Source organism: Desulfomicrobium aestuarii (genome assembly GCF_055385525.1).
Window position 1 is genome coordinate 2224538 of sequence record NZ_AP042427.1, and the last position, 13750, is coordinate 2238287.

Sequence of the window (13750 nt, forward strand, 5' to 3'; positions counted from 1 at the left end):
ACAACATGGGTATTCACGACAGACTCATTGAGGATGTGGGCCTGCGGCGCGGGGTTTCCAGGCTCACTCCCGAAAAAATCCAGAAGACGGTCAACGCCGTCCTGAAGAACGAGACGGGCGCCCGCCTCAAAGTCTATTCCGAGACATGCATGCGTTGCGGCATGTGCGCCACGGCCTGCCACTTCGCGCAGTCCCATCCGGACGACCCAAGCTATACCCCGGCGGGCAAGGTCCGCCAGACCCTGGACGTCCTGCTCGAGAAGGACGGCAAGGTGGAGCCGGACTTCATCTACGGCCTAGCGCAGCTGGCCTACTCGGAATGCAACCTCTGCCGGCGCTGCGTGCATTACTGTCCCATCGGCATCGACACGGGCTATATCATGTCCGTCATGCGCCGCATCTGCCACAAGCTCGGCGTGACCCCCCAGTACATTCAGGACACGGCTCACAGCCATTCGGCGACGTACAACCAGATGTGGGTCAAGGACGACGAGTGGACCGACACCCTGCAGTGGCAGGAGGAGGAAGCGCGCGAGGAATTCCCGGATCTGCGCATCCCCTTGGACAAGGAGGGTGCGGACATCTATTATTCGGTCATCGCCCCGGAACCTAAGTTCCGCACCCAGCTCATCTACCAGGCCGCGGCCATCATGCACGCGGCGGGTGTGGACTGGACCATGCCGGCCGAACCCGGCTGGGACAACTCGGACATGTGCATGTTCACGGGAGACTTCGAGATGATGGGCCGCCTCAAGCGCAGGCATTTCGAGAGCGCCCAGAAGCTCAAGGTCAAACGCATCGTCATGGGCGAATGCGGGCACGCCTTCCGCTCCATCTACGACGTCGGCAACCGCTGGGACGGCTGGCTGTGGCATCCGGTCCCCGTCGTCCACTCCATCGAGTTCTTCTGGGAACTCATGCGCGACGGCAAGATCAAGCTGGCCAAGAAATACCCCGGCCCGGTGACCGTGCATGACCCCTGCAACGTGGTCCGCGGACGGGGCCTGCACGAAAAGCTTCGCGAACTCGTCCGGTTCCTCGTCGACGGCGACATCGTCGAGACGGCTTCCCACGGCGAGCACAACCTCTGCTGCGCCGCAGGCGGCGGCGTCATCAACTGCGGTCCGCCCTTCAAGAACCAGCGGGTCGCCGCATGCAAGGCCAAGGCGGACGAACTCAAGGCCACCGGCGTCGGCACCATCGTGGCGCCCTGCCACAACTGCCACGGCGGTCTGGAGGACACTGTGCATGCCTACCATCTCGACATGCAGATCAAATTCCTCGGCGACATCATCTACGAATGCATGGAAAAGCCAGAGGCTTAGAGGAGAGAGAACGATGAGAACCTTTCTTCCCATTCTGACCACGGCGGTATTCCTGGTCTGTGCCCAACTGGCATTTTCCCAGGAGGACATGAAGACCATCGCCCCCGACGCCTTCGGCAGCCTGACCAGGCCGGCCGCGGCCTTTATCCACGACCAGCACAACGAGAAGGCCGGGGTGGAGGACTGCGCGGCCTGCCATCACGGCGGCGCCGACGGCGTCAAGGACACGAGTTCATCGACCGAGGGCACGCCGTGCGCAGACTGTCATGCGGTGCAGCCGGCCAAGGGATCGACGGACCTTAACAGGGCCTACCACAGGCAATGCATCGGCTGTCACGAGGCGCAGGGCAAGGGCCCCCTGGCCTGCGGCCAGTGCCACGTCAGATAGCGTACCATGCGGGCGGCTCGCGCCGTAGAGCCGCCCGCAAGCCGGAACTCCCCGGCTGCCGCCGCCCCGAGAGGATGTCATGAACACCCCATGGGCCTTCATCAAGAAAAGCCTGAGCCTGAAGCTCATCCTCACCGCCGGCCTGTCCCTGGTTTCGAGCGTGGCGGCCATGTCGTACTTCGCCATCAGCCATCAGGAGTCCATCCTCATGCGCTACGCCGTGGAAGAGGTCGACCGTCTGGGCACTACCATCAAGCTCGGCACGCATTACGCCATGATGCTGAACTCGCGCGACGACCTCAATCAGATCATCACCAACGTCGGGCGACAGGAAGGGATCGAGGCCCTGCGCATCTACGACGGCATCGGCACGATCAAGTTTTCCAACAAGCCCAACGAGCTTGAAACCAGGACGGACATTTCGCACGAGTCCTGCCAGGCCTGCCACAAGCACCTGCGCCCCCCGGAAGAGGTCCCCCTTGATGCGCGGACCCGCATCTTCCAGGGGGAAAACGGCCAGAGGATGCTCGGCATCATCACTCCTGTCCTGAACGAGCCCGGCTGCGAGGGCAGCTGCCATTTCCACCCATCGAGCGACCGGGTACTGGGCGCCATCGACGTGGTCCTGTCCCTCGAATCTACGGACAAGGAAACCCTGGCCTTCAGAAACCGCAGCATCGCCTTCACCGTCATCGTCCTGACCCTCACCGGACTGGCCATTTTCATGTTCATGAGACGATTCGTGCTGCGGCCCATCCGCAAGCTCATCGCCGGCGCCCAGCACATCGCCGACGGCGGCAACTGCACGCGCATCGAGATCGACCAGCCCGACGAGATGGGCACTCTCGTGCAGACCATCGAACGCATGGGCAAGAGCATCAGCCAGAAGCAGTCAGAATTGAACAGGCAGCGCGACGAGTACCTGACCCTCTTTTCCCTGGTGCCGTGCATCATCACGGTCCAGGACCGCAATTTCCGACTGCTGCGCTACAACCAGGAGTTCAGGGACAAGTTTCGCCCGACCCCGGGCGATACCTGCTACCACGCCTACAAGGGCAGGATGGAGAAATGCCTCCAATGCCCCGTGGAGAACACCTTCAAGACGGGGAAGTCCTACACCAGCGAGGAGTCGGGCTACGACGCCAACGGCGAAATCCGCCACTGGCTGGTGACCAGCTCGCCCATCAAGAACGCCCAGGGCGAAATCGTGGCGGCCATGGAGATGTGCCTGGACATCACGAGCCGCAAACAACTCGAAGCGGACCTTGAGAAAAGCGAGCGGAAATACCAGGCCATCTTCCGCAACATCCCCAACCCGGTTTTCGTACTGCAGGAGAGCGATCTTGTCATTCTCGACTGCAACGAGTCCGTCAAACCCGTATACGGGTTCGAAAAGGACGAGATCGTCGGACGGAATTTCCTGACTCTCTTCACCGAGGACGACCGTGAATCCTTCCGGCAGAAGCTCACGGCCAAAAGCATGCATGACCGGGTCATCCACATGGCCAAGGACGGACGCCGCCTCTTCGTCACCGTACGCGTTTCACCGTCCGAATTCAGCGGGCAGAAGGTGCTGCTCGTGACCACGAGCGACATGACCAAGCGCCTGGAAACGGAGCAGCAGCTCATCCAGGCCTCCAAAATGGCCACCCTGGGCGAGATGGCCACCGGCATGGCGCACGAACTGAACCAGCCTCTTTCCGTCATCAAGACCGGCGCGAGTTTCATCCGCCGCAAGATCGAACGCGGCGACGAAGTGGCCAGGGACATCCTGGCCACCCTGACCTCGGAAATCGAAAGCCATGTGGACCGGGCGTCCAAGATCATCAACCACCTGCGCGAGTTCGGCCGCAAGCCCGACATGAAGCTCGAGCCCGTGGACGTGACCGAAATCCTGAAACGCGCCCTGGACATTTTCATCCAGCAGTTGAAGCTGCGCGAAATTGAAGTGGTCCAGTCCTTCGATCCGGACCTCCCGCAGGTGCTGGCCGACTCCAGCCGGCTTGAACAGGTCTTCATCAACATGCTCATCAACGCCCGCGACGCCATCGAAGAAAAATGGGCCCCCGCCGCAACCTCCGGCCGCGACGACGGCGGACGGCCGACCGACCCCAAGCTCATCACGCTCAAGACGTACAGCCGGGACGGAAGCGTCGTGGCCGAGATCGTCGACACAGGCTGCGGCATTCCCCCCGGGGTTCGGCAGAAGATCTTCGAACCGTTCTTCACCACCAAGCGGGTCGGCAAGGGCACGGGCCTGGGTCTGTCCATCAGTTACGGAATCATCAAGGACTGCGGCGGTTCCATCACCGTGGAGTCCGAACGCGGCAAGGGCACCCGCTTCATCATCTCGCTGCCCGTTCCCGCACCGCAAGCAGAGGGCATCTTATGAACAGAAGAATGTCGCTGCTGATCATCGACGACGAGGATGGCATCCGCAAAGTTCTCGGCATATCCCTGTCCGACGCGGGCTGGAACGTGCGGGCTGCGTCGAGCGCGGAGGAAGCCCTGGCCCTGTTCCGACAGGAATCTTTCCCCATCGTCCTCACGGACATCAAGATGCCCGGCATGGACGGTCTCCAGTTGCTCAAGGCCTTGAAGGAGGTCCAGCCCGAAACCGAGGTGGTCCTCATGACGGGGCACGGCGACCTGAGCCTGGCCATCCAGGGCATCAAGCTCGATGCCGCGGATTTCGTGACCAAGCCCATCGATGACGACGTCCTGGAAATCGCCCTGGCGCGGGCCAGGGAGCGCTGGACCATGCGCCGGGCCATCCGGGAGCACACGGAGCATCTCGAGGAACTCGTCGAGCAAAAGACCCGCGACCTCCTGGCCGCGGAGCGGCTGGCGACCATAGGCCAGACCGTGGCCGGGCTCTCGCACTCCATCAAGAACATGGCCAGCGGACTCGAAGGGAGCCTCTTTCTGCTCAGGCAGGGGCTCGACTCCGACCACCGGGAATATCTTGAGCAGGGCTGGGAGATGCTCGAAGCCAACGTGCGCAAGCTCAAGAACCTCTCCCTGGACATGATCCGCTTCGCCAAAGTCGAGGAACTCGATCTCCGGCCGACGGACCCCGCCCTGCCCGCCAGGCAGGTCGTCGAACTGCTGGGTGCCACCGCTTGCGGGCGCGGAATCGAACTGCGCCTCGACACGCCGGAGGGCCTTGCCCCCGCCATGCTCGATGGCGGGGCCGTGCACCGCTGCCTCATGGATCTGGTGGGCAATGCGCTCGACGCCTGCACCGCCGCGGGCTTCGGCCCCGACAAGCCCGGCGGCCGCGTCCGGGTCTGGATCGACGCCAACCCCGACTCCATATCCTACCACGTTGCGGACAACGGCTGCGGAATACCGGATAGCTCGCTGCCCCGTCTGTTTACGCCATTTTTCAGCACAAAGGGCGAAAAGGGATCCGGATTGGGCCTCATGGCCGTAAAAAAAACGGTGCAGGCCCACGGCGGAACCATCAATATACGTCGGAATAGCGAGTTCGAAACTGAATTCATAATAACCATACCATGCAAGTGTGAAAATAAAAATGCATAGTATGGTTTTATTTTCAGCATTTTTTTCATACACAGTATTGACCTGATAATTGTAAAACTATATGAAATTTCTAAAATAGTGCATCGAAATAAAACAATGTAAAAAACAATACTCCGCAAACATGAATAAAGTCATACTGAAACAGTCGGGAGAACTTCAGGATCACAGAAGGCATATCGTGGCCGACGCCCTTGCGGTTCTCGGAGCCAGACTGGAACTGGAAGACGGTTTTTCGCTGCGGGGGTTCCTGCGGATGCTCCACCGCTATCCCGACCTGCAACGACTTTCAGATTTCCTGCCGGGCCTGACGTCGAAGGCATGGCCCGACCCGGAGCGGTGTTCCGGCTCGGGGCTTGAGCGCCTGGAGTTCTCAAGGGTGGTGGAGATCATCGGAGCCCCGGAACCGCCAAAGCTCGAAGTGTACCATATCCTGCGGGGATGCATGGCGGGCGGCAGCGACGAAGAAATTCGCGGATGGCAGGTGGAAAGTCTCCTGGATGTCCCCATCCGGCTGGGCACTCTCAGGCACGTCGTCTTCGGCGACATCGTGCAGACTTTCCGCTTCGAGACAGTATGCACACTTTTCGATTTTATCGACGGCGTCATTTGGCAACTCGCGTTTCATGGCGCACCTCAGGAATGTGCGCTAAGGAGGTAGTTATGTTCGAGAAGATTCTATTTGCGACCTCGGCTTCCGCGACCTGCGACGATGCGGCCCGCGTGGCATTCGAATTGTCGCGCAAGAACAAGTCCCGTCTCAACGTCTTCCATGTGTTCGGGCTTCCGACACGCGGATTCGGGCTGACCTTCAAGGATGTCCGGACCGGAGAGGAGACCGAGGTCGATGAAAACCTCGTCAGCCTCGTCAAGGAGGAGATGGCCGAATACTACGAAAAGCTGGCCAAGGACCATCCTTCCTGCGTCTTCGAGACAACCACCGGCGTCCCGCATACGGAGATTCTGCGCAAGGCCCGCAAGGAAGACGCCAGCCTCATCATCATGGGCGCCCATACCCGACCCGAGGACGTCGGCGCCATGCGGCACCGCGTCATCGCCGGCAGCACCATGCAGAAGGTGGCCAAGAGCGCGCGCTGCCCGGTGCTCGTCGTCAGCCGTCCGTGCGTGACCTGCTGGTCGTACTTCGCCAACATCGTGGTCGCCACGGACTTCAGCAAGCCCGCGAACTACGCCTTCCAGTTCGCCCGCAACGTGGCCAAGGAGATCGGCTGCCGGCTGCACATCTTCCACTGCGTGGACCTGGGCGGCGAGGCCGAGGCCGGACAGGCCTACATCGAACAGCAGCTGGCCGAGGCCCAGGACAAGGTTCAGGAAAAGTACATCGCCAACATGGGCGACTTCGACAACTACCTCGTCGCCCTGCGCGAAGGCGTGCCCCACGTCGAAGTTCTGAAGTACGCTCGCGAGAACAAGGCCGACCTCATCGTCATGGCCCACCACACCCGCGACGTCGACCCGGAGCAGGCGCTGCTGGGCAGCACCATCGAACAGGTCATCCTGCGCTCGGCGTGCCCGGTCCTGAGCGTGAACCATCCCGACAAGGTGGACGTTTCCCCATACGGACCGCCCAGGGCGCACGAGTAACCTGGCATGGCCGCCGAAACGCCCCGTCGGCCGCTGGTTCTGGTCGTGGATGACGAGATGCATCTGCGGCTGTTCATCAAGGCCGTCTTCGAATCCGCCGGATTCTCCGTGGGCACGGCCAGAAACGGCAGGGAGGGGCTCGCCTGGATCCGGGCCAACCGGCCCGACCTCGTGAGCCTTGACCTCATGATGCCTGAGCAGGGAGGGATCAGACTGTTGCAGGAACTGCGCGGCGATCCCGATCTGGCCGGGACCAGGGTCATGATCGTTTCCGCCATCGACGACGCGACCTTCGCCCACGCCATGGCGCTCGTGCGGACGAGCGCCGGCGAGGGGGGCGCCTCGGCCGACGGCTATGTCGAAAAACCGCCGACAGCCGAGTCCATCCTGCGCGAGGCAAGGCGAATCCTGAACGAAACGCCCGACGGACCGTCGGGCGATATCTAGAATGAAGTGGAGGTTCCTCATGCCCAAGAAAATCATGGTCGTCGATGACGACCCCGTCATCGTCGAGTACCTGGTCTCCATCTTTCAGGACCGCGGCTACGAGACCTGCTCCGCCGAAGGCGGGGAAAGCGCCATGGAAGTCCTCGAACGCGAAAGACCGGATCTCCTGACCCTCGACCTGGAGATGCCCGAGGAATGGGGTCCGCGCTTCTACCGCAAGTTCAGCCAGCGGCCCGAATTCAAGGACCTGCCGGTGGTGGTCATCAGCGGCCTCTCGGGAATCCACCTGGCCATCCGCAAGGCCGTCGCCACGGTCAACAAACCGTTCAACCCCGAACAGGTCATCGAGATCGTAGAAAATACCATCGGGACCCCCTAGAGCGAATTGCCTTTTCTCGGAGGCTGTTCGATAATTGCGTTTTGCGCATCCATGCCCGGCATGGATGCGCACCCTGCCAGGGCGCTGCGGTTCGGCCGCCACCGAAAGGAATGTCGCGGCCGACGCTTGCCGGGCGGAATGTTCCCGGCAGGGAAGCGTTGCGCCGCCGTCAGGCAGGCGTCGTGGCGGAACTCCGCCGGGCGTCCGGAAACCGGCGTCCGGGCGAGTCGCGAAATTGGACCTTACCGGGATACTGACCGATGCAGAAACGATTGCTGCTTGTTGACGACGAACCCGGCATCCGCAAGGTCGTCGGCATAGCCCTCATGGACTTCGGCTATGCAGTGCTGGAAGCCGCCAACGGTGACGAAGGCCTGGAAATCTTCCGCCGCGAGAAGCCGCCCGTGGTCATCACCGACATCCGCATGCCGGGCATGGACGGTCTGGACCTGCTGCGCGCCATCAAGGCCGAAACGCCGGAGACCGAGGTCATCCTCGTCACCGGGCACGGCGACATGGACGTGGCCATCGAAGGCCTGCGGCACGACGCCTGCGACTTCATCTCCAAACCCGTGGGCCCCGAGGTCCTCGAAATCTCCCTGAAACGCGCCGAGGAAAAGATAGTCCTGCGCGAGCGCATGCGGGAGTACACCGAAAACCTCGAAACCCTTGTCCGCGACCAGGCGGACAAGCTCGTCGAAATCGAGCGCCGCAACATCGCTCAGCAAGCCGTGGACGGAATGTCGCAACTCCTCGGGGGGCTGTCCGGTGAGGTCGAAGGCGACCTGGGACTGCTCAACGCCCTGCCGTGCATGGTTTCCATCCAAGACAGGAGACAGCGCATCGTCTCGGCCAACGCCGCATACCTCGAGCGCATGGAGGCGAGCGTCGGCGACCCCGGCTATTCCATCTACACCACCCATGCCCGGGGCGGGCAGGACAGCCCCGTGGCCCGGACACTGCGCCTGGGCCGGGGCCTGCGCAGCCAGGAAGGCGTCTTCGGGCCCGACGAGACCCTGTGTTCCGTGACCGTCCATACCGCTCCCATCCGCGGCGCCTCGGGCGAGATCGACCTCGTGCTCGAACTCATCGTCGAGGCCAGCGAAATCCAGCGCCTGCAGGACGAACTTCGCGCGTCCCGGCACCGCTTCCAGCAGCTCTTCGACGACGCACCCTGCTACATCACAGTCCTGGACCGCAGCCTGCGCGTGCAGGCCGCCAACCGCCGCTTCCGCCAGGAATTCGCCTTCGAGCCCGAGGGGTTCTGCTACCGGGCCTATTGCGACAACGCCCGTCCCTGCTTCGGCTGCCCGACCCTCAAGACCTTCGAGGACGGCCAGTCCCACCGCGCGGAACTGACCGTCAGGGGCAAGAGCGGCGACCCCGTGAACGTCGTGGTCTGGACCGCGCCCATCCGCAACGCCGCAGGCGAGATCGAGGCCGTCATGGAGATGGCCACAGACATCACAGAATTCGTGCGCATGCAGGACCACCTTGCCTCCCTGGGCATGCTCATCGCCTCCCTCTCCCACGGCATCAAAGGGCTCCTCACGGCCTTGGACGCGGGCGTGTACAAGGTCAATTCCGGATTCCAGAGCGGCGACCAGGAAAAGGTCCAGGCCGGCTGGAGCAAGGTTACGGAACTCGTGGGCCGCATCCGGACCATGGTCCTGGACATCCTCTTCTACGCCAAGAAACGCGAACTACAGCTGAGGGAGATTGCGGCCCTTAAACTGGCGGACCACGTCGTCGAAACCGTCCGCCCCAAGGCCGAGGAGGCCGGCGTCGAGTTCAGGACGGACATCTCGGACAATCTCGGAAACTTCAGCATAGACGAGGTCGTCCTGTCCGCCGCTGTGGTCAACATCCTCGAAAATGCCGTCGACGCCTGCCGGGAACTGAAAGAAACACGAAACTGCTTCGTGGAGTTCCGCGCCCGGCCCGACGCAAGCGGCGTGTTCTTCGAGATCGAGGACAACGGTGCCGGCATGTCCGAGGAAACTCTTTCGCGCCTCTTCACGGTCTTCTTCTCCACCAAGGGCTCCCGCGGGACCGGGCTCGGCCTATTCATCGCCAAGAAGGCCGTGGACCAGCACGGCGGACGCATCGGCGCGGTCTCGGAACTCGGCCAGGGCAGCGTCTTCCGCATCTGGATTCCACGCTGATCCGGGCGGTTTCGGTACAACTTCGCAAGAATGCCTCCGGCGGGCAGGGGGCAAGCCCCCTGCACCCCATTCACCTCTTTCTTTCCTTACACCCTTCCGCCCCGCCTCAAGCGGTCCGTCGCGGGCCGGGCAAGGGCTGTCGGCTGTTTGACCGAGCCAGGCATCGTTTGCTTCCCGGCCGTCAAACGGTCAACGCCCCGCCCTCTGCCCGAAGCTCAAGGCCGGGAAGCATTACGAGGCCCGCGAGGAAGTTCCGACAGCCCTTGCCCGGCCTGCGACGGATCGCGCCTCCGCACCAAGCCTCCCCAAAACGCAAAATCCCCGCCAAAGCGGGGATTTTGCGAACGCACGGAACAAAACAAACCGACGTTCTACCTCTTCCGTAACTGCCTCTTGTCCCCGATGCGCATGGTGATCTTCTCCTTGTCCAGGTACTCCAGGACCGGGATGGCGAACTTGCGGGTCAGTTCCGTCAGGTCTCGGAAATCCTGCGGGCCCATCTCCTGGTTGGATTCGAAGAAGCCCCGCACGCGGGCGACGATGTCGTCCATGGCCGTCTTTGCGTAGTAGAACTCCTCGCTGACCTTGATGAGCACGCCCTCCTCCATGAGCAGGCGGTACATCTGGGCCACGTCCTTGGCGGCCAGGCCGTTATCTTCCAGGAAGGCCTTGGTGGTCGGCGGCATGAGGCCTGCCTGGGTGTAAGCCGACTCCATCAGCGCACGCAGGCCCGACTGGTCCGAGGCCAGGGAGACCACGTGGCCCGGCAGGCGCAGGGTGTCGCCCTCCAGGACCACCTGGCCGGACTTGACCAGCCGCTCCACGAGGAAGTGGACCAGCTTGGGGTGCATGGCCCGGCCAAAGCCCGAAAGGAGCTCGGCCCTGGACAGGCCCTGACGCATGGGTTCGCGTTTGTGGTACTCGCCGAGGTAGGCCAGGCACTCCGCGCCCAGGGTTTCGAGGACGTCGGCGCCGACATAGCGCTTGTCCTCGCGGTCGAACTGGAAGGCGAGCTGCCGGCCGCCCAGGAGCTGCAGGGTCTTGTCCAGGAGCTTTGACTCCATGTCCGTCATGATGCGCAGCTCCGGCACGGTCAGGCCCGTTCGGCCGGCCAGGCGCAGCTGGGCCAGGAGGAGTTCCTCGCCGCCCATGGCGCCCAGGGAGTTCAAGGTCTCAAGCTCGCGGGAGTGGCGTTTGACCTTACGGCCCAAGGGGTTGACGATGCGCCCGCCGGCCACGGTCTGCAAAGGGGAAAAGGAGCGCACGATGCAGCGGTCCCCGAACACGCCGGGCAGGGGCGTGGGGAAACGCACCTGGCAGACGGCCGTCTCGCCGGGCTCCAGCTTGTCGCGGTCGAGGAAGAAGAGACGCGCCAGTACCTCGCGCGAGCCGTGATGAAAATGGACCTCGGTGCGGTGCTTGAGGGGGTTGGGCGACGACGACAGGCAGGTCATCTCCACGTCCCAAACCGCCGACGGGAAGAGGGTCTGGGGATGGGCCAGGACCTCGCCGCGCTCCAGGTCCGCCACCTCCAGGCCGTAGAGGTTCACGGCCGTGCGCTCGCCGGCCCGGGCCGTGTCCGTGGTCACGCCGTGGACCTGCAGGCCGCGCACCTTGGAGCGGTGGCCCGAGGGCACGATCTCGATCTCCTCGCCCAGGCGCAGGACGCCGGAAATGGACGTGCCCGTGATGATCGTGCCGTGACCCTTCATGGTGAAGACGCGGTCCACGGGCAGGCGGAAGAGGTCCGAGCGGCGGTCCGGGGAAAACGTCGTGGCCAGTTCCAGGATGGCGGCACGCAACTCGGGCAGGCCCGCGCCGGTGTGGGCCGAGACGGGCATTATGGGCGCGTCCTCCAGGAAGGTGCCCTGCAGGTAGATCCCGACCTCCTCGCGCACCAGTTCGAGCCAATCCTCCTCGACCATGTCCGTCTTGGTCAGGGCCACGAGCCCGGCCCGGATGCCCAGCAGCGAACAGATCTCCAGATGCTCGCGGGTCTGGGGCATGATGCCCTCGTCGGCGGCGATGACCAGCAGCACGAAGTCGATGCCCGCCGCGCCGGCCACCATGTTCTTCACGAACCGCTCATGCCCCGGCACGTCGATGACGCCCAGGCGGATGTCCGGGGTCAGGTCCAGATAGGCGAAGCCCAGCTCGATGGTGATGCCGCGCTTCTGCTCCTCGGCCAGCCGGTCGCAGTTGATGCCGGTCAGGGCCTTGATGAGGCTCGTCTTGCCGTGGTCGATGTGCCCGGCCGTTCCCATGATGACAGGCATGCCGTCCTCCTAGCTGCGGTAGAATGCTGAGTAGGCCAGAACCGTCGCGTACAGGTCCGCCTTGGAGCTGATCTCGAAGGGGCTGTGCATGGACAGCACGCCGGGGCCGAAATCGATGATCTCCATGCCGTAGACCGCCAGGTCCTTGGCCACGGTGCCCCCGCCGCCCTCGTCGACCTTGCCCATCTCGGCCATCTGCCAGGGGATGTCCTCGGCCGCGAGCAGGGCCCGGAACCAGGCCACGTACTCGCAGTCGGCCTCGCTGGCCCCGTACTTGCCGCCGTGGCCCGTGAACTTGGAGAAGACCGGGCCATGGCCCAGGAGGGAGGCGTTGAATTTGTCGTGCACGTCCTGGTAGTCCGGGTCCAGGGGGCAGTGCACGTCGGCCGACACGGCCTTGGTCCGGCCCAGGACGTGGCGCAGACGGGTCTGCGGCTCCCAGGCGTCGAGGACGTCCTCCAGGGCGTGCTCCATGAAGCGCGACTTGGCGCCGGTCGCGCCGTCGGAGCCGATCTCCTCCTTGTCGAAGAGGAGCAGGACCTGGGTGTGCTCCCCGACCGGAGCGTCCAGGAAGGCCTTGACCGCCGTAAACACGCACAGCCGGTCGTCCTGGCCGTAGCCGCCCAGCATCGACCGGTCCAGGCCGACGTAACGCGCCCGGCCTGCGGGCACGACCTGCAGTTCGGCGCTGAAGAGGTCCTCCTCACGAATGGCATAGCGCTCGTGGAGGAGTTCGAGGACCTTCTGCCTGACCTTGGCCTCCTCGCCGGCCGTGGCCGGTTCGTGGCCGAAGGCCAGGTTCAGCTTTTCGCCGACGAAAGCCTTCTCCACGGTCTCCTCGCGCTGCTTGCGCGCCAGGTGCGGCAACAAATCCAGAACCGTGAACACTGGGTCGGACTCGTCCTCGCCGATGCAGACCGGGACGACGCGGCCGTCCATGGCCACCACGGTGCCGTGCAGGGCCAGGGGCCTGGCCAGCCACTGGTATTTCTTGATGCCCCCGTAATAGTGGGTCTTCATCAGGGCCACCTGACACTCCTCGTGCAGCGGGTGCTGCTTGAGGTCCAGATGCGGCGTGTCGGCGTGGGCGGTGATGAGCCGCAGGCCCTGCGACAGGGGAGCGCTGCCCCGGCGGGCCAGGAGCACGGCCTTGGAACGGAAGGGGATCATGGCCAGGCCGTCCGACAGCCCTGCGGAAAAGCCCGCGGCCGCGCCCTGCTCCAGAACCCAGGCGATGGTCTCCCGCTCGGTCTTGCACCGCGTCAGGAATTCGAGAAACTCGTCGGCCAGCGCGTCCATCCGCGCCCTGTCGCCGTCTGCACCGTAGCGCTCCCAGCAGCTCTTCGCCGCGTACTTCAAGACCTCATCCATCGCGTTCTCCTCGAAAATCCACCCAACCGAAAAAAAGGGAGCGGAATCGCTTCCCGCTCCCCCCGAATCCGATAACCGTCAGGCCTCAGCCCATCTTCTCGAAGTATTCCTTTTCCGCACCGCACTTGGGGCAGACCCAGCCTTCGGGCAGGTCTTCGAAAGCAGTCCCCGCCGGAATGTTGTTGTCGGGGTCGCCTTCCGCCGGGTCGTACACGTAGCCGCACGGACATTCCCATCGTTCCATGGCCATG

The 13750-nt window shown here is 63.5% G+C and carries 12 protein-coding genes; 9 read left to right on the plus strand and 3 right to left on the minus strand.

Features of this window, described 5'->3' with window-relative positions:
• Positions 1-5 precede the first annotated feature (5 nt).
• The 9 genes from tmcB to ACZ5AC_RS10015 all read left to right on the plus strand — a co-directional run bounded on the left by tmcB (position 6) and on the right by ACZ5AC_RS10015 (position 9852).
• A complete protein-coding gene (gene tmcB / locus ACZ5AC_RS09975; protein WP_464247468.1) occupies positions 6-1325 on the plus strand; it encodes an electron transfer complex ferredoxin TmcB in 1320 nt (439 codons plus the stop codon).
• A 13-nt stretch (positions 1326-1338) separates the two neighbouring features.
• Positions 1339-1713: an acidic tetraheme cytochrome c3 TmcA gene (tmcA, locus tag ACZ5AC_RS09980; protein WP_464247469.1), complete on the plus strand. Its 375-nt coding sequence runs from the start codon at positions 1339-1341 to the stop codon at positions 1711-1713.
• Positions 1714-1792: 79 nt separating this feature from the next.
• Positions 1793-4105 (plus strand): PAS domain S-box protein, encoded by a 2313-nt coding sequence (locus tag ACZ5AC_RS09985; RefSeq protein WP_464247470.1) that lies wholly within the window; start codon positions 1793-1795, stop codon positions 4103-4105.
• Complete coding sequence (locus ACZ5AC_RS09990; protein WP_464247471.1) at positions 4102-5259, plus strand: response regulator; 1158 nt, start codon at positions 4102-4104, stop codon at positions 5257-5259. Before ACZ5AC_RS09985 ends, ACZ5AC_RS09990 begins: the two co-directional genes overlap by 4 nt.
• A 178-nt stretch (positions 5260-5437) precedes the next feature.
• Entirely contained in the window at positions 5438-5917 is a 480-nt protein-coding gene (locus ACZ5AC_RS09995; protein ID WP_464247472.1) for a hypothetical protein, read from the plus strand.
• Between the two features lie 2 nt (positions 5918-5919).
• Positions 5920-6861 carry a universal stress protein gene (locus tag ACZ5AC_RS10000; protein ID WP_464247473.1) on the plus strand — a complete coding sequence of 314 codons (942 nt, stop codon included), beginning with the start codon at positions 5920-5922 and terminating at the stop codon, positions 6859-6861.
• A 6-nt stretch (positions 6862-6867) separates the two neighbouring features.
• Positions 6868-7308 carry a response regulator gene (locus ACZ5AC_RS10005; RefSeq protein WP_464247474.1) on the plus strand — a complete coding sequence of 147 codons (441 nt, stop codon included), beginning with the start codon at positions 6868-6870 and terminating at the stop codon, positions 7306-7308.
• Positions 7309-7327: 19 nt separating this feature from the next.
• Positions 7328-7687, plus strand: coding sequence for a DVU0259 family response regulator domain-containing protein (gene divK / locus ACZ5AC_RS10010; protein WP_464247475.1), 360 nt, complete (start codon positions 7328-7330; stop codon positions 7685-7687).
• 260 nt (positions 7688-7947) lie between these two features.
• Positions 7948-9852 (plus strand): hybrid sensor histidine kinase/response regulator, encoded by a 1905-nt coding sequence (locus ACZ5AC_RS10015; protein WP_464247476.1) that lies wholly within the window; start codon positions 7948-7950, stop codon positions 9850-9852.
• A gap of 371 nt (positions 9853-10223) precedes the next feature.
• Here the strand turns inward: ACZ5AC_RS10015 and selB are convergent, their stop codons facing one another.
• The 3 genes from selB to ACZ5AC_RS10030 form a co-directional block, all read right to left on the minus strand.
• Entirely contained in the window at positions 10224-12128 is a 1905-nt protein-coding gene (gene selB / locus ACZ5AC_RS10020) for a selenocysteine-specific translation elongation factor (RefSeq protein ID WP_464247477.1), read from the minus strand.
• Between the two features lie 9 nt (positions 12129-12137).
• Positions 12138-13499 (minus strand): aminopeptidase, encoded by a 1362-nt coding sequence (locus ACZ5AC_RS10025; RefSeq protein WP_464247478.1) that lies wholly within the window; start codon positions 13497-13499, stop codon positions 12138-12140.
• A gap of 85 nt (positions 13500-13584) precedes the next feature.
• Complete coding sequence (locus ACZ5AC_RS10030) at positions 13585-13743, minus strand: rubredoxin (protein ID WP_464250610.1); 159 nt, start codon at positions 13741-13743, stop codon at positions 13585-13587.
• Positions 13744-13750: the final 7 nt, after the last annotated feature.

Excerpts from the sequence above, each read along its gene's own strand:
- tmcB (WP_464247468.1), top strand. The coding sequence starts at position 6 with ATGGGTATTCACGACAGACTCATTGAGGATGTGGGCCTGCGGCGCGGG.
- tmcA (WP_464247469.1), top strand. The coding sequence starts at position 1,339 with ATGAGAACCTTTCTTCCCATTCTGACCACGGCGGTATTCCTGGTCTGT.
- ACZ5AC_RS09985 (WP_464247470.1), top strand. The coding sequence starts at position 1,793 with ATGAACACCCCATGGGCCTTCATCAAGAAAAGCCTGAGCCTGAAGCTC.
- ACZ5AC_RS09990 (WP_464247471.1), top strand. The coding sequence starts at position 4,102 with ATGAACAGAAGAATGTCGCTGCTGATCATCGACGACGAGGATGGCATC.
- ACZ5AC_RS10000 (WP_464247473.1), top strand. The coding sequence starts at position 5,920 with ATGTTCGAGAAGATTCTATTTGCGACCTCGGCTTCCGCGACCTGCGAC.
- ACZ5AC_RS10005 (WP_464247474.1), top strand. The coding sequence starts at position 6,868 with ATGGCCGCCGAAACGCCCCGTCGGCCGCTGGTTCTGGTCGTGGATGAC.
- divK (WP_464247475.1), top strand. The coding sequence starts at position 7,328 with ATGCCCAAGAAAATCATGGTCGTCGATGACGACCCCGTCATCGTCGAG.
- ACZ5AC_RS10015 (WP_464247476.1), top strand. The coding sequence starts at position 7,948 with ATGCAGAAACGATTGCTGCTTGTTGACGACGAACCCGGCATCCGCAAG.
- selB (WP_464247477.1), bottom strand. The coding sequence starts at position 12,128 with ATGCCTGTCATCATGGGAACGGCCGGGCACATCGACCACGGCAAGACG.
- ACZ5AC_RS10025 (WP_464247478.1), bottom strand. The coding sequence starts at position 13,499 with ATGGATGAGGTCTTGAAGTACGCGGCGAAGAGCTGCTGGGAGCGCTAC.
- ACZ5AC_RS10030 (WP_464250610.1), bottom strand. The coding sequence starts at position 13,743 with ATGGAACGATGGGAATGTCCGTGCGGCTACGTGTACGACCCGGCGGAA.